This is a genomic window from Streptomyces sp. NPDC002958 (assembly GCF_055563255.1).
The window spans coordinates 314501-334566 of sequence record NZ_JBVHDS010000005.1; the positions used below are offsets into that span (position 1 = coordinate 314501).

A 20066-nucleotide genomic window follows, 5' to 3' on the forward strand; every position below is an offset into this window, starting at 1 on the left:
GAGGCGTGGGAGGTGAGGTGGGTGAACGGGAGGTGAGATGGGTGAAATGGTGTGCGGTCAGGGGGCAGGGGTCAACGGTCAGCGGTCGAAGTCGAGCTCCACCTCCGGAGTGACCGGGTGCGACTGGCACGCCAGCACATAGCCCGCGCCCGTCTCTTCAGGCTCCAGCGCGAAGTTGCGGTCCATCCGCACCTCGCCCGAGACCAGGAACGCCCGGCAGGTCCCGCACACACCTCCCTTGCAGGCGTACGGCGCGTCGGAGCGGCTGCGCAGCACGGTCTCCAGCAGTGATTCGCCATCCTGCACCGGCCATGTGCCGGAGCGGCCGTCCAGGGTTGCGGTGAGCCTGCTGTGAGCAGGTGTTTCGGCCAGGGTGCGGGCAGGCGCGCTCGGGGCGTCGTCCACATGGAAGATCTCCTGGTGGATACGGGTCCGGTCGACGCCCAGGCCGTGCAGCGCGCGTTCGGCCGCCCGGACCAGTCCGAACGGCCCGCACAGATACCAGCCATCCACTTCCGCCACCGGTAGTAGTGCGGGCAGCAGCTCGGTGAGCCGCTCCCGGTCCAGCCGGCCGGTCGAAAGACCTGCCTGCTGCTCTTCCCGGGAGAGTGCCGTGACCAGCTGGAACCGGTCCGGGTAACGGTCCTTGAGGTCGGCGACCTCGTCCAGGAACATCGTCGAAACCGCTGTTCGGTCACTCCGGACCAGACAGAAACTGGCGTCGGGCTCCCGCGCCAGCAGCGTTGCCGCGATCGACAGCACCGGGGTGATCCCGCTGCCTCCGACTATCGCCGCGAAACGTCCGGTGCGGGGCGTGAGCACGAAGCGGCCCATCGGGGGCATCGCCTCGACCAAATCACCGACGGCGAGTTCTTTCAGGGCGTACGTGGAGAACGCGCCGCCGTCGACGAGCCGAATGCCTACCCGTAGCACCGGATCGGCCGGTTCCTCGGCGGCCGGGGAGCAGATCGAGTACGAGCGGCGGATCTCCTCGCCATCGACGCTGTAGCGCACATTGAGGTGCTGGCCGGGCTTGTGGCGGAAGGTCTCGCGCAGCTCGGGCGGCACGGCGAGGGTGACGGCCACCGAATCGTCCGTGAGTCGTTCGATCGCGCGGACCCGGAGCGGATGGAACATCTACAACTCCTTGAAGTGGTCGAACGGTTCGCGACATGTCACACAGCGGCGCAGCGCCTTGCAGGCGGTGGAGGAGAACCGGCTCAGCAGCTCCGTATCGGTCGAGCCGCAGTGCGGGCAGCGCACCGAGAGCGTGAGCGGCACCGGACCGTCCACAGGGGCCGTGGCGTCGTGCGGGCGCGGGGGCGCGATGCCGAACTCGGCCAGCTTGCGGCGCCCTTCCGCGCTGATGTCGTCCGTGGACCAGGCCGGCGAGAGCACGGTGACCACGGAGACCTCCGGTATGCCGTGGTCATGCAGCACCCGCTCGATGTCGGCGGACATGGCCTCGATCGCCGGGCAGCCGGTGTAGGTCGGGGTGAGACGCACGGATACCTTGCCGGGTGCGAGCACGTCCACGCCCCGGAGCACCCCCAGCTCGTCCAGGGTCAGCACGGGCAGTTCGGGATCGGGTACGGAGCCTGCGAGCCGGTGCAGTTCCTCTTCCAAGAGTGTCTCGGTCACCATGACGCCCCCGGGTGGCTGCGATGCAGATGCTGCATCTCGGCGATCATCCGGCCGAAGGACTCGGTGTGGATGCCCTGGCGTCCCGCGCCCGCCGTCCACGCTCCGGACTGCGGACCGGTCGGCACGGTCAGCGTGGCCTGCTCCAGCACTCCCGTGACGGATTCCAACCAGCCGCTGTGCAGCGACTGCCAGTCGATCTCCACGCCCTCGACGGGCTGGAACAACTCGCCGGTGAACCGCCACAGGGCGCCCACCGCTCGCTGCATCCGCTCATGGCTCTCGGCCGTGCCGTCGCCGAGCCGCAGCGTCCAGTGCTCCGCGTGGTCCTGGTGGTACGCGACTTCCTTGACCGCCTTCGCCGCCAGTCCGGCGAACCGGTTCTCACCGACCGCCAGCTGCTCGTACAGCAGTCGCTGGTAGACGGAGAAGTAGAGCTGGCGGGCGATGGTGTGGGCGAAGTCGCCGTTCGGCTGCTCGACCAGCTGGACGTTACGGAAGGCGCGCTCCTCGCGCAGATACGCCAGCTCGTCCTCGTCCCCGACGAGGGACAGCAGCACCCGAGCCTGCCCCAACAGGTCCAGGGCTATGTTGGCCAGGGCCACTTCCTCTTCCAGTGCGGGGGCGTGGCCGGCCCACTCCCCCAGCCGGTGCGAGAGCACCAGCGCGTCGTCGCCGAGGGCGAGGGCCGCGGTCACAGGTGCTTCACCCCTTCCGGGATCTCGTAGAACGTCGGGTGCCGGTACGGCTTGTCACCGGCCGGCTCGAAGAAGGAGTCCTTCTCGTCCGGCGAGGAGGCCGTGACCTGCGCGGACGGGACCACCCAGATGGAGACGCCCTCGGAACGGCGCGTGTACAGATCGCGTGCGTTGCGCAGGGCCATTTCTGCGTCCGGCGCGTGCAGGCTGCCCGCGTGGGTATGGGACAGCCCGCGGCGCGAACGCACGAACACCTCCCACAGTGGCCATTCGGTCGAACTGCTCATGCTGTCGCCTCCCCGTTCCGTACCGCTGTGTGCTTCTCGGCGTACGCAACCGCCGCGTCCCGGACCCAGGACCCCTCCTCGTGCGCCCTGCGGCGCTGGGTGAGGCGCTGCTCGTTGCACGGGCCGTTGCCCTTGAGGACCTCCTGGAACTCCTTCCAGTCGATCGCTCCGAAGTCGTGCTGTCCACGCTCCTCGTTCCACCGGAGATCCGGGTCCGGGAGGGTGAGCCCCAGCGCCTCGGCCTGGGGGATACAGATGTCCACGAAGCGCTGCCGCAGCTCGTCGTTGGAGTGCCGCTTGATCTTCCAGGTCATTGACTGTGCCGAGTGGGCCGATGCGTCGTCCGGCGGGCCGAACATCATCAGGGACGGCCACCACCAGCGGTTCACCGCGTCCTGCGCCATCTCGTGCTGCGCCGGGGTGCCGCGGCTGAGGGTGAGCAGCAGCTCGTACCCCTGACGCTGGTGGAAGGACTCCTCCTTGCAGATGCGGACCATCGCCCGGGCGTACGGGCCGTAGGAGCAGCGGCAGAGCGGCACCTGGTTGGTGATCGCGGCGCCATCCACGAGCCAGCCGATGGCGCCGACGTCCGCCCAGGTCAGCGTCGGGTAATTGAAGATTGACGAATACCTCTGGCGGCCTGCGTGGAGCTTGTCGAGCAACTCCTCGCGGCCGGTGCCGAGGGTTTCCGCGGCGCTGTACAGATAGAGCCCGTGTCCCGCCTCGTCCTGCACCTTGGCCATCAGGATCGCTTTGCGGCGCAGCGAGGGCGCTCGCGAGATCCAGTTGGCCTCCGGCTGCATTCCGATGATTTCGGAGTGGGCATGCTGGGCCATTTGCCTGACCAGCGAGGCACGGTACGCATCCGGCATCCAGTCGCGCGGCTCAATGCGCTCGTCCGCCGCCACCGCGGCGTCAAAGGCCGCTTCCAGGGCCTCGCCCGCCCCTTCGGGCCTTTCTGCTCCCGCCTGCGCTGCCTGGTCCGCAGTCACTGCCGTCATCCCGGACTCCCTACCGACCGACCGATCGTTCGGTTCATTGTCTTCAATGGTGAGTCGGTGGCCCGTAGGGTGTCAACCCTGTGGATAACTGACCGGAGATCGACGGGGATCGGGGCGGGATGGATTCGTACGACGACAGCGGCGTCGGGGGCGGGAACGGGAGCGGGAACGGGAGCGCCGGGCCGGGGCAGGAGCAGGGGCAAGGCGCGTCGTCCGGCGCCGGTCAGGGGCCGCAGTCAAGTCCCCGTGGCGGCGTGGCGGCCCTGTCTCTTCCGTACCGGATTGTCGCCGTGGTCGCGCTGTCGGTGATCGGGCTGGTCGCCTGCGGTCAGCTGGCCATGGTGTTTCTGCACGTCGCACCTTCCAACACCCTGACCAAGCGGCACGGTGAAGTGGTTGACGACTGGATCTATCCCGAGTTCGAGCAGGACTGGAAGCTCTTCGCCCCGAACCCTCTTCAGCAGAACGTGGCCGTCCATGTACGGGCCGAGATAGCCGGCGCCGACGGCCGCCACACCACCTCCTGGATGAGTCTTTCCGGTGAGGACGGCAAGGCGATACGCGGCAATCTGCTCCCCAGTCACGTCCAGCAGAACGAGCTGCGCCGCGCCTGGGGCTTCTTTGTCAATTCCCACGACAACGAGAACCGGGCGATCGGCCTGCGCGGTGAGCTCTCCGAGCGCTACATCCGCCGCATCGCGATGCTGCGCCTGGGCGAACACGACTACGGCGGCACCATCGAGCGCATTCAGATTCGTTCCGAGTCGCGGCCCGTCGCGGCGCCAGACTGGAGCGAGGAGAAGATCAGCACGAAGCCGTCCTACCGGGTGCTGCCGTGGTGGACAGTAACCTCCGCCGACCTCCCCGAGAGCGCCAAGGGGGCGGACAAGTGAATACGCTCACCTTCGACCGCAAGATCGCCCGCGGCATCCAGCGCATCACCTCCTCGGCCCTCGGCCCGTATCAGAGTGCCGTCATCCGGATCGGTTTCTCCGCCACCTATCTGCTGTTCCTGCTGCGAGAAGTGCCGCACCGCCACGAGATGTACGGCCCCGACGCCCCATGGCACTGGGACATGGCGCAGCAGCTCATATCGGGCAATCAAGCCTTCACCGTGCTCATGTGGTCGGACAGCACGGTCTGGTTCGAGATCGTGTACGCGGTCGCACTGCTCTCCGCCGCGCTGCTGATGGTCGGCTGGCACACTCGCGCCATGTCGGTCCTCTTCATGGTCGGCGTGCTCTCCCTGCAGAACCGCAACATCTTCATGGGCGACGGTGGCGACAACGTCATCCATCTGATGGCGATCTATCTCGTGCTGACGCGCTGCGGGCAGGTCTGGTCGTTGGATGCCCGGCGTACGGCCCGTGCGGCCTGCGGGGTCGGTGGGGAGGACGCGGCCCGTAAGGAGGATGCGGAGGGTGATGGCCCTGGGCGTTCAGTGCGGGGAAATGTGGCCGGTCCGGTTCTCTGGGTGGTGCTCGGCCTGATTCTGATCGCGGCCACAGTGAAAGATGGCCTCGGCGGTACTTGGTGGCTGCCGGTTCTCTTCTGGGTCCTCTGGCTCGGCCAGGGTGCCTGGTGGGCCGTGAGCCGTTACGCACCGGACAGCGAAGTCCGCACCCTGCTCGATGTCGTCGCCAACCTCGCCCACAACGCGACCCTCGTCGTGATCATGGCTGAGGTCTGTCTGATCTACGCGACGGCGGGGTGGTACAAGATCCAGGGTTCGCGGTGGCAGGACGGTACGGCGCTGTACTACCCGCTCAACCTCGACTACTTCACGCCTTGGCCCGGGCTGTCGGACATCCTCGCGTCCAGCGGTGTGATGGTGATGCTGCTGACGTACGGCACGGTCGTTGTTCAGGTCGCCTTCCCCTTCACCCTGTTCAACCGGCGGGTCAAGAACGTCCTGCTCGTCGTCATGGTGTGCGAGCACGCCGGTATTGCCCTGCTGCTCGGGCTGCCCTTCTTCTCGATGGCGATGATCGCCGCCGACTCCGTCTTCCTGCCGACCGCCTTCCTGGTGTGGCTCGGCGGCCGGGTGACCCTCGGACGGGAGCTGCTGTTCTCGCGCGAGGGCCGCGAGGGCCGCGAGGGCAAGGTTCCGAGGCAGCGGAGTGCCGTCGATGACGAGGAGGCTCCCCAGCACAGCGGCGACGGGGGCCATACGCTCGTCGGGTGAGTAGTGAGAGCGGCAGCAGTGGCAGGACCGGTAGGACCGGCGGGACCGGCGGGGATTCGTTGGCCGAAGAGGCCGTAGGACCTGACTCGTCCGTCGCATTCGTACCCGGGGCGGAAACCGGTCCGTCTGCGGAACCGATGCAGTACGACGACGGATTCGGGACGGAGGTCGGAGTCGGGCCGCACCCGCTGCCTTGGCCTGTGGGCGAACGGTACGACCCCGAGCTGCTCGCCCACGGCGACCGGCGCAACGTGGGTGACGCCTACCGGTACTGGACGCGGGAGGCGATCGTCGCCGATCTGGATCTGCGGCGGCACGACTTCCATGTGGCGGTCGAGAACTGGGGCCACGACTTCAATATCGGTTCCGTGGTGCGCACCGCGAACGCCTTCCTCGCCAAGGAGATCCACATCGTGGGGCGGCGGCGATGGAATCGGCGTGGTGCGATGGTCACCGACCGGTACCAGCACGTGCGACACCACCCCGACACGGAGTCGCTGACCGCGTGGGCAGCGGCGGAGGGGCTGCCGATTATCGGTATCGACAATCTGCCGGGGGCGGTGCCGCTGGAGCGGACCGAGTTGCCCCGGCGGTGTGTGCTGCTATTTGGGCAGGAAGGGCCCGGGCTGACCGAGGAGGCCCGCAAGCACGCGGCAATGGTGTGCTCCATTGCGCAGTTCGGGTCGACGCGGTCGATCAATGCAGGGGCTGCGGCTGCGATTGCCATGCATGCGTGGGTGCAGCGGTATGCGGAGATTCCGGGGGCCGGGCGCGGGACCGGGGGCGGGCTGGGGTGCTGAGATGGGTGGAGCGGGTGCGGGTGGGGGTGGGGGCGTTCGGATGAGGGCGGGGTAGGGCGCCTGCGGCGGGCCTGTTCCCCTGCCCGCCCCTTCCCGTAACCGGCGCTCCGCCCCGGACCCCGCTCCTCAAACGCCGGAGGAGCTGAAGGAAGCCTGGAAGGGTGGGGCAGGGGCGGAAGGGCCGGGACAGGAGGGGCGGGAGGGGCGAGGCGGGGCTGCGCAGGGGTGGGAAAGACGGGAGCAGAAGGCCTGAGGCCGGAGGCTGGGTTACGCCTGGCGGCGGACTTCCACCATGCGGAAGCGGCTAGCCACGAAGGCTCCGTCGCACAGGGCCGCGTTCGCTGCCGGGTTGCCGCCCGAGCCGTGGAAGTCGGAGAACGCCGCGGTCTGGTTGACGTACACCCCGCCGGTCAGGTTCAGCGAGAGCTGGGCCGACTCGTCCAGGCAGACGCCCTCCACCGCGCGCTCCACCTCCGGTGAGGTGGTGTACGCGCCGACCGTCATCGCGCCCTTGTCACGGATCGTGCGGCGGAGCAGCTCCACGGCGTCGGCTGTCGAGTCGACCGCTACGGCGAAGGAGACCGGTCCGAAGCACTCCGAGAGGTAGTGCTCCTCGTCGTCCGGCTTGGTGCCGTCCAGTTTGACGACGACGGGGGTGCGGACCACGGCGTCGGGGAATTCCGGGTTGGCCACCTCACGGGAGGGCAGGGCGACGTCACCCAGCTCTGCGGCCGCCTCCAGGCGGGCCTTCACATCGGGGTTGACCAGGGCGCCGAGCAGTGCGTTCGCCCGGGCGTCGTCGCTCAGCAGTCCGTTGACCGCGGCGGCGATGTCGTCGACGACTTCGTCGTACGTCTTGTCGCCGGCGTCGGTCGTGATGCTGCCCCGGGGGATCAGGAGGTTCTGCGGGGTGGTGCACATCTGGCCGCTGTACAGCGAGAGGGAGAACGCCAGGTTGGCGAGCATGCCCTGGTAGTTGTCGGTGGAGTCGAGGACGATCGTGTTGACTCCGGCCTTCTCCGTGTAAACCTGAGCCTGGCGGGCGTTGGTCTCCAACCATTCGCCGAAGGCGGTGGATCCGGTGTAGTCGATGATCTTGATCTCGGGGCGGACCGCGAGAGTCTTCGCGATGCCTTCGCCCGGCCGTTCGGCGGCCAGCGCGACCAGGTTGGGATCGAAGCCCGCCTTGACGAGCACCTCGCGGGCCAGCTGCACCGTGAGCGCGAGCGGAAGGACGGCGCGCGGGTGCGGTTTGACCAGGACGGGATTGCCGGTCGCCAGGGAGGCGAAGAGTCCCGGATAGCCGTTCCACGTGGGGAACGTGTTGCAGCCGATCAGGAGCGAGATACCGCGGGGCGCCGCGGTGAACGTCTTGTGCAGTTGCAGCGGATCGCGCTTGCCCTGGGGCTTGGACCAGTCGGCGCTCTGCGGGGTGCGGATCTGCTCCGCGTACGCGTACGCCACCGCCTCCAGGCCGCGGTCCTGGGCGTGTGGGCCGCCCGCCTGGAACGCCATCATGAAGGCCTGGCCGCTGGTGTGCATCACGGCGTGGCCGAACTCATGGGTCCTGGCGCTGATCCGCGCGAGGATCTCCAGACAGACCAGGGCCCTGGTCTCCGGGCCTGCCGCACGCCAGGCGGCCATTCCCGTAAGCATGGCCGGAAGCAGGACATCCAGGTCGGCGTGCGGATACTCGACACCCAGCTCCGGCCCGTACGGAGAGGTCTCTCCGCCCGTCCAGCCGTCGGTGCCCGGCTGACCGAGGTCGAGCCGGGTGTGCAGCACGGCGTCGAAGGCGGCCTTGCCCTCGGCGGGGCTCAGGCTGCCAGGGGCGCCTTGCTCGCCGTAAGCCTTCGGATGCTCGGGATGCGGGGACCAGTAGGCGCGCGTACGGATCGCGTCGAGGGCCTGGTCGAGCGTGGAACGGTGCTTTTCGGAGAGCAGGTGTGGGGAGAGCTCGGCGGCCATGACGGACCAACTCCTCATCGAGCTGGGCAGGGACGGGCGGACAGAGTTAGAGTAACCGAACGATCGGTCGGGACAAGGGGGCCCGCCAAACCTGTGGACAACTCATAGGGGAGGATCGCGGACATGACCACGGCCAAGCGGGACACGTACACCCCGGAGACTCTGCTCACCGTCGCCGTCCGTGTCTTCAACGAGCGCGGCTACGACGGCACGTCCATGGAGCATCTCTCCAAGGCGGCGGGCATCTCCAAGTCGTCCATCTATCACCACGTCGCGGGCAAGGAGGAACTGCTCCGCCGCGCGGTCAGCCGGGCGCTGGACGGTCTCTTCGGAATTCTCGACGAGCCGGGAGCGACGCGGGGGCGAGCGATCGAGCGGGTCGAGTACGTCACCCGTCGTACCGTCGATGTGCTGATATCCGAACTTCCCTACGTCACGCTGCTGTTGCGCGTGCGGGGCAATACGAAGACCGAGCGCTGGGCCATGGAGCGGCGGCGCGAGTTCGACCATCGGGTGACCGATCTGCTCAGGGCGGCTGTCGCGGATGGCGATCTCCGCTCCGACGTGGACATACGGCTGGTGACACGGCTGCTCTTCGGAATGGTCAACTCCCTGGTGGAGTGGTACAGGCCGCAACCGGACGGCGGCGTCGACGGGGAGCGGCTGGCGGACACGCTCGTCCGGGTGGCCTTCGAGGGGATGCGGTCCAGCCGCTGAACCCGTTGACGGTCGGAGTGCGACCGGGGGTGTGGCGCCGCACGATCTCGGCTGTCTGATGCCGGAGGAGGCGAAGGCTGCTTCCCTCACCTTCAGTCCGCGGATGGGACCAGGACAGGTTCAGTCCGCGGATGGGACCGGGACAGGCGCCATGTGCCGCGCGGCGCGAGCTGCACGCGGGTCGGCCGGCGGGTGCCGCGGTCAATTCGGCGGGCCAGGGGTCTCCGAGTCCGTCTCTGGCTCGGTTTTGGAGCCCGTTTACTGATTCCCGCTACGTGAGCTCGGTAGGTCTGGCCGGGGCCGGGGCCAGGTCCGTCTCCTCGAACACCAGAAGTGTGCGGGTGGAGAGTACCTCCGGGATGGCCTGGATCCTGGTCAGGACCAGCTCGCGCAGCGACCGGTTGTCCGGGGTGTGCACCAGCAGCAGGACATCGAAGTCGCCACTGACGAGCGCGATATGGGTGGCCCCCGGCAGTGCCTGGAGCTGCTCGCGCACGGTGCGCCAGGAATTCTGGACGATCTTGAGAGTGATGTACGCGGAGGCGCCCTGCCCGGCCCGCTCATGGTTCACGCGCGCGCTGAAACCGCGGATCACGCCGTCGTCGATGAGCCTGTTGATCCGGGCATATGCGTTGGCCCGGGAGACATGGACACGATCGGCCACCGAGCGTATCGAGGCGCGACCGTCCGTCTGGAGCAGTCGCAGGATGTCGCGATCGATGGCGTCGAGCGGGCGCGCGGGCGGAACCCGGCCGGGGGCCTCGCCCCCGTCGGCCATTTGTTCAGCTGACATGTGCCCGCACCTCCCTGTCCTGGACGACCTGCCCCTATCTCAGGCTGTGGAGAACCGTTTGTCCACAGGCTGAAGGCGCCTGTAGCCAAAATGCGCTCGCGACCGAACAATCGGTAGGTGAGGCGCAACGTATTCGTGTCTCGGACAGCGCTCGACATTTCGATGCATTTCGACACCCCTCGACATCGGACGATCCCCCGATGTCGTCAGACGCCGCTCGAAAACCCCTCGATGCCAGGAGGTGCTTGTCATGACGGTCCAAGAGCTGCCCGGCGCGGCCGCTTACCGGCCCGCGCCGCCCCCGGCCTGGAAGCCGCTCACCGACCCTGCGCCGCTGCTCCCGGACCCCGAGCCATACCGCGTGCTCGGTACGGATGCCGTGGACGGTGCCGACCCCGAGCTGCTGCTTCGGCTTTACGCGGAGCTGGTCCGCGGGCGGCGGTACAACGCGCAGGCCACCGCGCTCACCAAGCAGGGCCGGCTCGCCGTCTACCCGTCGAGCACGGGGCAGGAGGCCTGCGAGATAGCGGCCGCGCTGGTGCTGGAGGAGCGGGACTGGCTCTTTCCCAGCTATCGCGACACGCTGGCGGCCGTGGCGCGCGGCCTGGACCCGGTCGAGGCACTGACGCTGCTGCGCGGCGACCGGCACACCGGCTACGACCCGCGCGAGCACCGCATCGCCCCGCTCTGCACCCCCCTCGCCACCCAGTTGCCGCACGCCGTGGGCCTGGCACACGCGGCGCGCCTCAAGGGTGACGACGTGGTGGCGCTGGCCATGGTCGGTGATGGCGGGACCAGTGAGGGAGATTTCCACGAGGCGCTGAATTTCGCGGCCGTCTGGCGGGCTCCGGTCGTCTTCCTCGTACAGAACAACGGCTTCGCGATCTCCGTACCGCTGGCGAAGCAGACCGCTGCTCCGTCCTTGGCGCACAAGGCCGTGGGGTACGGGATGCCGGGTCGGCTGGTGGATGGCAATGACGCGGCCGCCGTGCACCAGGTCCTCGGTGAGGCGGTCGCGCGGGCCCGGAGCGGTGGTGGTCCCACGCTCGTCGAAGCGGTGACGTACCGCATGGACGCCCATACGAATGCTGACGACGCCACGCGCTACCGCGTCGACAGCGAGGTGGAGACGTGGCGTGCGCATGATCCGATTCAGCTCCTGGAGCGGGAGCTGATCGGGCGGGGGCTGCTCGACGACGACGGGATCGAGGAGGCGCGCGCGGCTGCGGAGCGGATGGCGGCCGCTCTGCGCGACCGGATGAACGCCGATCCGGTGCTCGACCCGATGGATCTCTTCGCCCATGTCTATGCGGAAAAGACCTCGCAACTGCGGGAACAGACTGCCCGGTTGCGTGTCGAGCTGGAGGCCGAGCACGACCTGCACGGCCACGACGACGTGGAGGAAGGGCGATGACCACCGCAGCGGCAACGGCCGGAGAGCGGACGGCGAAGGCCAAGCCTGCCACCATGGCGCAGGCGCTCGGGCGTGCGCTGCACGACTCGATGGCCGAGGACCCGACGGTGCACGTCCTCGGCGAGGACGTGGGCACGCTCGGTGGGGTCTTCCGGATCACCGACGGTCTGGCGAAGGAGTTCGGCGAGGACCGTTGTACGGACACCCCGCTGGCCGAGGCAGGCATCCTCGGCACGGCTGTCGGCATGGCGATGTACGGGTTGCGGCCCGTGGTGGAGATGCAGTTCGACGCCTTTGCCTATCCGGCGTTCGAGCAGCTGATCAGCCATGTCGCCAAGATGCGGAACCGGACGGCCGGTGCCATGCCGTTGCCGGTCACGGTCCGGGTGCCGTACGGCGGCGGGATCGGCGGGGTCGAGCACCACAGTGACTCCTCGGAGGCGTACTACATGGCGACGCCCGGCCTCCATGTCGTCACGCCCGCCACGGTCGAGGACGCGTACGGGTTGCTGAGGGCCTCGATCGCCTCCGACGACCCGGTGGTCTTCCTGGAGCCGAAGCGGCTCTACTGGTCGAAGGCGGACTGGTCGCCCGAGGCCCCGGTGGCCGTGGAGCCGATCGGGCGGGCCGTTGTCCGCCGGCCCGGACGCAGCGCGACGCTGATCACATACGGGCCGTCGCTGCCGGTCTGTATGGAGGCTGCGGAAGCGGCCGTCGAAGAGGGCTGGGACCTCGAAGTCGTCGACCTGCGTTCACTGGTGCCTTTCGACGACGAAACCGTCGCCGCTTCCGTGCGGCGTACGGGGCGCGCGGTCGTCGTCCATGAGTCCTCCGGTTTCGGTGGTCCGGGCGGCGAGATCGCGGCTCGGGTCACAGAGCGCTGCTTCCACCATCTGGAGGCGCCGGTGCTGCGGGTCACCGGGTTCGACATTCCGTATCCGCCCCCGATGCAGGAGCGGCACCATCTGCCGGGCGTGGACCGGGTGCTCGACGCGGTCGCCCGTTTGCAGTGGGAGGCGGAGAGCTGATGCCTCAGGTATTCGAATTCAAGCTGCCGGATCTCGGCGAGGGGCTGACCGAGGCGGAGATCGTGCGCTGGCTGGTGGAGGTCGGCGATGTCGTCGCCATCGACCAGCCGGTCGTCGAGGTCGAGACCGCCAAGGCGACGGTGGAGGTGCCGTGCCCGTACGGGGGCGTGGTGACCGCACGGTTTGGCGAGGAGGGCACGGAACTTCCGGTTGGAGCACCGCTGTTGACGGTGGCCGTGGGGTCCAAGGGCTCCATGGGGTCCGAGGGGTCCGTGGGAGTGGTGGGCTCGATGGCCGGTTCTGGTGGGGCGAGTTCCGGGGCCGGGGCCGGTGAGCCGGAGTCGTCCGGCAACGTGCTGGTCGGGTACGGGACGGGCGCACCGGTGGCGCGCCGTCGACGGGTCCGTCCCGAGGCGGTTGCCGCGCCTGTTGCCGCGCCTGTTGGCGCACGTGTGACGGCTGCGGCTGCGGATTCTGCATCTGTTCCGGACGTGGCGCAGGGGCCGGTGCCCGTCGTCTCTCCGCTGGTGCGGAAGCTGGCGCGGCAGCATGATCTTGATCTGCGGCAGCTGGCGGGTTCCGGGCCCGACGGGCTGATCCTGCGGGCCGATGTCGAATCTGCGATCAGGGCGCTGGCGGAGGGGGCCGCTGCTCCCCGGTCGGCCGCGGTCTCGGTGCCGGAGTCGGTTACGGAACCGACGTCGCCGTCTGCGGCGCAGCCGCCGTTGGCGCGGAGGGCGGCGAGTCCGGCCGTGGAGCGGATTCCGTTGCGCGGTGTACGGGGCGCGGTCGCCGACAAGTTGACGCGCAGCCGACGGGAGATCCCCGAGGCCACGTGCTGGGTCGACGCGGATGCCACCGAGCTGATGGCGGCCCGATCCGCGATGAACAGCGCCGGTGGTCCGGCTGCCGGGCCCAAGGTGTCGCTGCTCGCCCTGCTGGCGCGTATCTGCACTGCCGCGTTGGCCCGGTTCCCCGAGCTCAACTCCACGGTGGACGTGGAGGCGCGGGAGATCGTGCGCCTGCCGGAGGTCCATCTCGGGTTCGCGGCCCAGACCGAGCGGGGACTGGTCGTCCCTGTTGTACGGGATGCACAGGCTCGGAACGCGGAGTCGATCGGGGCCGAGATCGCCCGGCTGACCGAGGCGGCCCGAACCGGGAAGCTGACTCCGGCGGAGCTGACCGGCGGCACGTTCACGCTGAACAACTATGGGGTGTTCGGAGTCGACGGTTCGACCCCGATCATCAACCACCCGGAGGCGGCGATGCTGGGCGTCGGCCGGATCGTGCCCAAGCCGTGGGTGCACGAGGGCGAGCTGGCCGTACGCCAGGTCGTTCAGCTCTCGCTGACCTTTGACCACCGGGTCTGCGACGGCGGAACGGCGGGCGGCTTCCTGCGCTACGTGGCCGACTGCGTGGAACAACCGGCGGTGCTACTGCGCACGATGTAGGCGGCAACGGTCGCGGGTTCCCGTTTTCTCCCCTCGTGGATCCACGGGATTGCGGACGGGGAGGATCAACGGGAGACCGTGGCCCGCATACTCGGATGCATGACCGTGTATGACGCCATCGTCCTCGCCGGAGGGGCCGCCAAGCGGCTCGGCGGCGCCGACAAGCCTGGGATCCCGGTCGGTGGCCGTGCGCTGCTCGACCGGGTCCTCGCGGCCTGCGCCGACGCCTCGGCCACCGTGGTGGTGGGAGGACGGCGGCCCACCGTGCGCGCAGTGACCTGGACGCGGGAGGAACCGCAGGGCGGCGGCCCGTTGGCCGCGCTCGACGCCGGGGTCCGGCGCACCGCCGCGGAATGGGTTCTCGTGCTCTCGGCCGATCTGCCGTTCTTCGGCAAGAGCACCGCCGGAGAGCTGTTGGCCGCCGCCGGTGACGGGCAGCGGGACGGGGCTCTGTGCACCGATCAGGACGGTCACGACCAGCCTCTCGTCGCCGTCTACCGTACCGAACCGCTGCGCCGCGAGCTCGCTCTGCTCGCCACCGAGCACGGCAGTCTGTCCGGACTCCCCCTGCGGTTGCTGACGAACGAACTCGACCTGGCCCGGGTGGAGGCAGGCCCCCTGGCCTCCTTCGACTGTGACACCTGGGAGGACATCGCGGCGGCCCGGTCCCGGATCAGAGAGCATGGGACCGTGCTGGACGAATGGATCACCGCAGTCAAGAACGAACTGGGCATCGAACTCGACGTCGACACCGATGTCCTGCTCGATCTCGCCCGTGACGCAGCCCACGGCGTCGCCCGGCCCGCCGCGCCCCTGACGACCTTCCTGGTCGGGTACGCGGCGGCGCAGGCGAGCAGCGACTGCGACGGCCCGGCGGTGGTGGCCGAGGCTGCCCGCAAGGCTGCCGCTCTCGCCCTCCGGTGGGCGGAAGAGAACGAGACGCAATGACAGCCCACAACGACAGGGCGGACCCGCCTTCGGCGGCCGGCGTCGAGTCGATGGGCGTCGAGTCGATGGGAGTCGAGTCGATGGGAGTCGGACCCTCGGCGGGCGTCGGGCCCTCCGCACGCGACCGTCCGACGTCGGCCGACCTTGCGTCGGCACAGGGCGGTCGGTCTTCGGTGGTCAACCCGTCCTCCGCGGTCAGCCGGTCTTCGGCGAGTGGCCTTCCTCTGCCGGCGGATCGTGGCCTGACCCCGAAGGAGTTGCGGGCCGCCGAGGAGGACCGGGCCGTTGAACAGGCCCTCGCTCTGGTCGGGCGGCAGTCGTCGGGCGAGCCCCCCGCACATCGACCTCACTCGGCGGACTCCTGGTCCTCGGAACGGCCGTGCTCCCCACATCAATCCCGTTCTCCGGGGCAGTCGAACTCAATGGATCAGCCCCACCCCACGGAGGAGTGCGCGTCCGCGTCCCCGTCCTTGCCTCCGAACCAGGGCGTCGACCGGCCCCGCGGGTGGGATCGGCACAGGCGGGCGCCCTCCTGGCAGGATGCGCGTGCCCTCGCCGCACGGTCGGGCCGTGACGTTCCCGCCCGCGCCCGCCTACTCCTCCTCGAGGAGGCACTCGGACACGTACTCGCCGGGCCGCTCGTCGCGCTCACCGACCTGCCGTCCTTCGACACCTCCGCGATGGACGGCTGGGTCGTCACCGGACCTGGACCGTGGACCATCCGCGAGACCGAAGGAGCCGAAGGCGAGAAGGGTTCCGGGGACGCGGGCCCAGACTCAAGCCCAGGCTCTCGCGCAGGCGCAGGCTCTCGCCCAGGCCAGGATCTGGGTATCCTCGCCGGGCACAGCACCCCCGCCACGCTCCCCGACGGCGATGCCGTACGGATCGCCACCGGCGCCCGTATCCCGGCGGACGCCAACGCCGTGATCCGCAGCGAACACGCTCACGTGGACGAGGCCAAAGGGCTGCTTCACGCGAAGCACCAGGTGTTCCCCGGACAGGACATCAGGCCCCGTGGCCAGGAATGCCGTTCCGGGGATCAACTCCTGCCCGCCGGAACCCTGGTGACGCCCGCCGTCCTCGGTCTGGCCGCCGCTGCAGGGTACGACGAGTTGGTCGCTGCCCCCCGTCCACGGGTCGACGTCCTCGTCCTCGGTGACGAACTGCTGACCAGTGGTCTGCCGCACGACGGGCTGATCCGTGACGCGCTCGGCCCGATGATCGGCCCCTGGCTGCGCGCGCTGGGTGCCGAGGTCTCCGCCCCGCAGCGCCTCGGTGACGACGCGGCGGCCCTCCGGCGTGCCCTCACCACATCCGACGCCGATCTGGTCATCACCACCGGTGGTACGGCCTCGGGCCCTGTCGACCACGTCCACCCGGTCCTTGCCGAGATCGGGGCCGAGTTGCTGGTCGACGGCGTCGCCGTCCGCCCCGGCCATCCGATGCTGCTGGCCCGGCTCAAGGCAGAGGGCTCAGGTGAGGGCCCGTATCTCGTCGGACTGCCCGGCAATCCCCTGGCCGCAGTCTCCGGGCTCCTCACGCTCGCCGAACCGCTGCTCCGCGGGATGGCCGGCCGCGCGCCGGAGGCGCCGTACCAGGTTGTCGTGCGCGAGGAGGTGCACGGGCACCCGCACGACACACGTCTGGTGCCCGTCGTCCACCGCGCGGGCAGCACCGGCGGCAGCGCGGGCGATTCCGGCAGCGCGGGAACCGGCAGAAGTGCTGAGCACGTCGTACCGCTGCATTACAACGGTCCGGCGATGCTCCGAGGAATTGCCACGGCGGACGGGCTGGCCGTCGTACCACCGAACGGGGTACGGTCCGGCACCGAGGTGCAGATCCTCGATCTACCGTGGGCCTCGGCGACGCCGTGGACGGAAGGGTGTTTCACGTGAAACTTCCCGGCCACGATGCGATGGCCAGGCGCGCCGACGAGCATGTCGCGACCACGCGGGTGCAGCTCCCGCGCAGGGTCACGCACGGACCGGCACGACAGGTCGCCAAGCGGCTGATGATGGCGCTGATGGTGCTTGCCGTCACCGTGCTGATCGTCTGGATAGACCGTGACGGATATCACGACGCCGCCGATGGTCAAGTCGACCTGCTGGATGCGGTGTACTACGCGACGGTCACCCTCTCCACCACCGGCTACGGCGACATCACCCCGTACGGAGACAGCGCCCGGCTCACCAATGTGCTGCTCGTGACACCGCTGCGGGTGCTCTTCCTGATCATTCTGGTCGGCACCACTCTCGAGGTCCTTACGGAACGGACCCGGGAGGATTTTCGGCTGAAGCGTTGGAGAACCAACTTGCGTGACCATACCGTTGTCGTCGGCTTCGGCACGAAAGGCCGATCGGCCATCCAGACCCTGCGCGCGACCGGCTTGAAGAAGGAGCAGATCGTCATCGTCGACCCGGCGACCAAGGTGATCGAGATTGCCAACGCCGAAGGGTTCGTGGGCGTGGTCGGCGATGCGACCCGCAGCGAGGTGCTCTTGCGGGCTGAGCTCCAGAAGGCGCGTCAGGTCATCATCGCCACCCAGCGCGACGACACGGCGGTGCTGGTGGCGTTGACAGCGCGGCAGCTCAATCGCGGCGCGAAGATCGTCGCTGCGGTGCGCGAGGAGGAGAACGCCCCGCTGCTCCGGCAGTCCGGAGCCGATGTCGTGATCACCAGCGCCAGCGCGGCGGGCCGGCTGCTCGGCCTTTCCGTCCTCAGTCCCAGCGCGGGCACGGTGATGGAGGACCTGATCCAGCAGGGCAGCGGTCTCGATCTCGTCGAACGGCCGGTGATAAAGGCCGAGGTGGGCAAGAGCGTCCGGGAGACCGACGATCTTGTGGTCAGCGTGTTGCGAGGGCATCGGTTGATCGGATACGACGATCCGGCGGCCAGTCCGCTGCAGTTGACGGACCGTGTGATCACCATCGTGCGTGCCTCGAACGAACTGCCACAGAGTGCCTCAGAGTGACCCGGCTACAGGCGCGCAGCGCCCGTAGCCGGGCATCGTGCCGCGCTAGTGGCCGGGCATCGAGCCGTTCTCGTAGCGGGCATTGCGCCGCGGGTCCAGCGGACACCGTTTCGGCGTGACCCGCCTCTGTGGGCGTGACCTGCCCCGCGGGTGCGACCGGCCTCCACGGGCGTGGCCTGTCGTCATGGCCTTGTGCGGCCTGCCGCCCACGGCCTTGCCGACCCGCCACCCCTGGTGCCGCGCGGTCCGGCGCGTCGTGGAGCTGCCTCCGGGCGTCACGGCGTCGCCCGGCCCGCGGCACGGAGTAGCCTCGCCGCCATGTATGCGATCACGATCCCCGAACCCGGTGGCCCCGAGGCGCTCGTATGGACCGAGGTGCCCGATCCGGTAGTCGGCGAGGGTGAGGTCCTCGTCGATGTCGTGTCCAGCGCGGTCAATCGTGCCGACGTGCTGCAACGACAGGGGTTCTACAACCCGCCGCCCGGCGCGTCGCCGTACCCGGGCCTGGAGTGCGCGGGCCGTATCTCGGCGATCGGGCCCGGTGTCACCGGCTGGTCGGTCGGCGACGAGGTGTGTGCGCTGCTCGTCGGCGGCGGTTACGCGGAGAAAGTCGCCGTACCCGCCGGGCAGCTGCTGCCCGTGCCGAGCGGGGTCGACCTGACTCAGGCCGCGGCGCTGCCCGAAGTGACGGCCACGGTCTGGTCGAACGTTTTCATGGTCGCCCATCTTCGTCCCGGCGAGACGCTGTTGGTGCACGGAGGGTCCAGCGGCATCGGCACGATGGCGATCCAGCTGGCCAAGGCCGTGGGCGCACGGGTCGCGGTGACCGCGGGAGGACCGGAGAAGCTGGCGCGCTGCGCGGAGCTCGGAGCCGACATCCTGATCGACTACCGGGAGCAGGACTTCGTCGAGGAGCTACGCAAGGCGACGGACGGGGCCGGTGCGGATGTGATCCTCGACATCGTCGGCGCGAAGTACCTGGATCGGAACGTGAAGGCACTCGCCGTCAACGGTCGGCTGGCCATCATCGGCCTCCAGGGCGGCGTCAAGGGCGAGCTGAATCTGAACACGCTGCTGAACAAGCGGGCTGCCGTCACCGCGACCTCGCTGCGCGGTCGCCCGCTCGCCGAGAAGGCTGCCATCGTCGCCGCCGTACGGGAGCATGTCTGGCCGCTGATCGCCGACGGTGTCGTCGGGCCGATCGTGGACCGCACGCTGCCGATGCCCGACGCCGCCGAGGCCCACCGGGTGCTGGAGTCCAGCGTGCACATCGGAAAGGTGCTTCTGCTGACACCTGCGGGGCTGGTACTCGCGGGCTGACACCTGTGGGGCTGACACCCGCCCCGCCACCGAGCACACACAACGGGGCCCGGCACACAGGTCATTGACCATGTGCGCCGGGCCTTGGTGTTGCTATGTGAGCGAGGCGTACGGGCTAGAGAGGTGTATGGACCGGAGAGGCGTACGTACCGATCAAGGTGTGTAGGTACCGATCGAGGCGTACGGACTAGAGATACGGGCCGGACCGGATGGCCCCGTGCTGGTCCCCGCTGCCGTCCTCGTCCTCGTGCCCGCTCCCCGGCGGAAGGGCGCGGCGCATCTGCTCCAGTTGGGCCCTCGCCGCCATCTGCTGGGCGAACAGTGCCGTCTGGATGCCGTGGAAGAGGCCCTCCAGCCAGCCCACCAACTGGGCCTGGGCAATCCGGAGTTCCGCCTCGGAGGGCACCGACTCCTCGGTGAACGGCAGGGAGAGCCGCTCCAGCTCCTCCACCAGCTCCGGTGCGAGGCCGTCCTCCAGCTCCTTCACGGAGCTCGCGTGGATCTCCTTGAGCCTGACCCGGCTCGCCTCGTCGAGAGGAGCCGCCCTGACCTCCTCCAGGAGCTGCTTGATCATGCTGCCGATGCGCATGACCTTCGCGGGCTGTTCGACCATCTCCGTCACCGGGACCTCACGCGACTCGTCGTCAGTGCCACCGCCGCCGATCGCCATGCCGTCCTGCCCCACTACGAGGACGTGGGGGTGCTCCTGCGACCGTTCATTCCTCGGCATCTCCATGGCGCCATTGTCTCGCACACCTGCCGTACAACACGGTGGTGCCCCCGCGAACGGTTGATCCACCGTTTTCGAGGGCACCACATCAGCCGGTCAGGCCACTGACCGCAC

Annotated in this window: 19 protein-coding genes; 11 read left to right on the forward strand and 8 right to left on the reverse strand. The window is 69.1% G+C overall.

Annotation, left to right across the window (positions count from 1 at the left end; all coding sequences use genetic code 11):
- Window positions 1–78: 78 nt before the first annotated feature.
- Genes ACZ3IC_RS12410 through paaA form a run of 5 tightly spaced genes read right to left on the reverse strand, consistent with a single transcriptional unit; the run spans window position 79 to window position 3627 of the window.
- On the reverse strand, window positions 79–1137 hold the full coding sequence (locus ACZ3IC_RS12410; RefSeq protein ID WP_467415277.1) for a 2Fe-2S iron-sulfur cluster-binding protein: 1059 nt from the start codon (window positions 1135–1137) through the stop codon (window positions 79–81).
- On the reverse strand, window positions 1138–1644 hold the full coding sequence (gene paaD, locus ACZ3IC_RS12415; RefSeq protein ID WP_467415280.1) for a 1,2-phenylacetyl-CoA epoxidase subunit PaaD: 507 nt from the start codon (window positions 1642–1644) through the stop codon (window positions 1138–1140).
- Window positions 1638–2339 carry a 1,2-phenylacetyl-CoA epoxidase subunit PaaC gene (gene paaC / locus ACZ3IC_RS12420; RefSeq protein ID WP_467415283.1) on the reverse strand — a complete coding sequence of 234 codons (702 nt, stop codon included), beginning with the start codon at window positions 2337–2339 and terminating at the stop codon, window positions 1638–1640. Before paaC ends, paaD begins: the two co-directional genes overlap by 7 nt.
- Complete coding sequence (gene paaB / locus ACZ3IC_RS12425; RefSeq protein WP_093548044.1) at window positions 2336–2626, reverse strand: 1,2-phenylacetyl-CoA epoxidase subunit PaaB; 291 nt, start codon at window positions 2624–2626, stop codon at window positions 2336–2338. Before paaB ends, paaC begins: the two co-directional genes overlap by 4 nt.
- Entirely contained in the window at window positions 2623–3627 is a 1005-nt protein-coding gene (gene paaA, locus ACZ3IC_RS12430) for a 1,2-phenylacetyl-CoA epoxidase subunit PaaA (protein ID WP_467415285.1), read from the reverse strand. The genes paaB and paaA overlap by 4 nt, the downstream gene beginning before the upstream one ends.
- A gap of 119 nt (window positions 3628–3746) precedes the next feature.
- Here paaA and ACZ3IC_RS12435 point away from each other — a divergent pair, with 119 nt between their 5' ends.
- The 3 genes from ACZ3IC_RS12435 (at window position 3747) to ACZ3IC_RS12445 (ending at window position 6612) form a co-directional block, all read left to right on the forward strand.
- Window positions 3747–4520: a DUF5819 family protein gene (locus tag ACZ3IC_RS12435; RefSeq protein ID WP_467415288.1), complete on the forward strand. Its 774-nt coding sequence runs from the start codon at window positions 3747–3749 to the stop codon at window positions 4518–4520.
- Entirely contained in the window at window positions 4517–5812 is a 1296-nt protein-coding gene (locus ACZ3IC_RS12440) for an HTTM domain-containing protein (protein ID WP_467415291.1), read from the forward strand. Before ACZ3IC_RS12435 ends, ACZ3IC_RS12440 begins: the two co-directional genes overlap by 4 nt.
- A 137-nt stretch (window positions 5813–5949) precedes the next feature.
- Window positions 5950–6612 carry a TrmH family RNA methyltransferase gene (locus tag ACZ3IC_RS12445; RefSeq protein ID WP_467415294.1) on the forward strand — a complete coding sequence of 221 codons (663 nt, stop codon included), beginning with the start codon at window positions 5950–5952 and terminating at the stop codon, window positions 6610–6612.
- A 267-nt stretch (window positions 6613–6879) separates the two neighbouring features.
- Here ACZ3IC_RS12445 and paaN read toward each other — a convergent pair whose 3' ends face one another.
- Entirely contained in the window at window positions 6880–8580 is a 1701-nt protein-coding gene (gene paaN / locus ACZ3IC_RS12450; protein ID WP_467415297.1) for a phenylacetic acid degradation protein PaaN, read from the reverse strand.
- Window positions 8581–8703: 123 nt separating this feature from the next.
- Between paaN and ACZ3IC_RS12455 the strand changes: the two genes are divergently transcribed.
- A complete protein-coding gene (locus tag ACZ3IC_RS12455) occupies window positions 8704–9297 on the forward strand; it encodes a TetR/AcrR family transcriptional regulator (RefSeq protein ID WP_467415299.1) in 594 nt (197 codons plus the stop codon).
- A gap of 271 nt (window positions 9298–9568) precedes the next feature.
- Here the strand turns inward: ACZ3IC_RS12455 and ACZ3IC_RS12460 are convergent, their stop codons facing one another.
- Window positions 9569–10075, reverse strand: a complete 507-nt coding sequence (locus ACZ3IC_RS12460) for an Lrp/AsnC family transcriptional regulator (RefSeq protein WP_467415432.1) — start codon at window positions 10073–10075, stop codon at window positions 9569–9571.
- Between the two features lie 265 nt (window positions 10076–10340).
- On the opposite strand from ACZ3IC_RS12460, the gene pdhA reads away from it, so the two are divergent.
- The 7 genes from pdhA to ACZ3IC_RS12495 all read left to right on the forward strand — a co-directional run bounded on the left by pdhA (window position 10341) and on the right by ACZ3IC_RS12495 (window position 19222).
- Window positions 10341–11504: a pyruvate dehydrogenase (acetyl-transferring) E1 component subunit alpha gene (gene pdhA / locus ACZ3IC_RS12465; protein WP_467415300.1), complete on the forward strand. Its 1164-nt coding sequence runs from the start codon at window positions 10341–10343 to the stop codon at window positions 11502–11504.
- Window positions 11501–12532 (forward strand): alpha-ketoacid dehydrogenase subunit beta, encoded by a 1032-nt coding sequence (locus ACZ3IC_RS12470; RefSeq protein WP_467415303.1) that lies wholly within the window; start codon window positions 11501–11503, stop codon window positions 12530–12532. The genes pdhA and ACZ3IC_RS12470 overlap by 4 nt, the downstream gene beginning before the upstream one ends.
- Window positions 12532–13983 (forward strand): dihydrolipoamide acetyltransferase family protein, encoded by a 1452-nt coding sequence (locus ACZ3IC_RS12475; RefSeq protein ID WP_467415306.1) that lies wholly within the window; start codon window positions 12532–12534, stop codon window positions 13981–13983. Before ACZ3IC_RS12470 ends, ACZ3IC_RS12475 begins: the two co-directional genes overlap by 1 nt.
- Before the next feature lie 99 nt (window positions 13984–14082).
- Window positions 14083–14931: an NTP transferase domain-containing protein gene (locus ACZ3IC_RS12480; RefSeq protein WP_467415309.1), complete on the forward strand. Its 849-nt coding sequence runs from the start codon at window positions 14083–14085 to the stop codon at window positions 14929–14931.
- A 422-nt stretch (window positions 14932–15353) separates the two neighbouring features.
- Window positions 15354–16826, forward strand: a complete 1473-nt coding sequence (locus ACZ3IC_RS12485) for a molybdopterin molybdotransferase MoeA (protein WP_467415311.1) — start codon at window positions 15354–15356, stop codon at window positions 16824–16826.
- Window positions 16784–17902 carry a potassium channel family protein gene (locus tag ACZ3IC_RS12490; RefSeq protein WP_467415314.1) on the forward strand — a complete coding sequence of 373 codons (1119 nt, stop codon included), beginning with the start codon at window positions 16784–16786 and terminating at the stop codon, window positions 17900–17902. The genes ACZ3IC_RS12485 and ACZ3IC_RS12490 overlap by 43 nt, the downstream gene beginning before the upstream one ends.
- A 318-nt stretch (window positions 17903–18220) precedes the next feature.
- Window positions 18221–19222 carry an NAD(P)H-quinone oxidoreductase gene (locus ACZ3IC_RS12495; RefSeq protein WP_467415316.1) on the forward strand — a complete coding sequence of 334 codons (1002 nt, stop codon included), beginning with the start codon at window positions 18221–18223 and terminating at the stop codon, window positions 19220–19222.
- 187 nt (window positions 19223–19409) lie between these two features.
- On the opposite strand, the gene ACZ3IC_RS12500 is transcribed toward ACZ3IC_RS12495, so the two are convergent.
- Entirely contained in the window at window positions 19410–19958 is a 549-nt protein-coding gene (locus tag ACZ3IC_RS12500; protein WP_467415319.1) for a bacterial proteasome activator family protein, read from the reverse strand.
- Window positions 19959–20066: the final 108 nt, after the last annotated feature.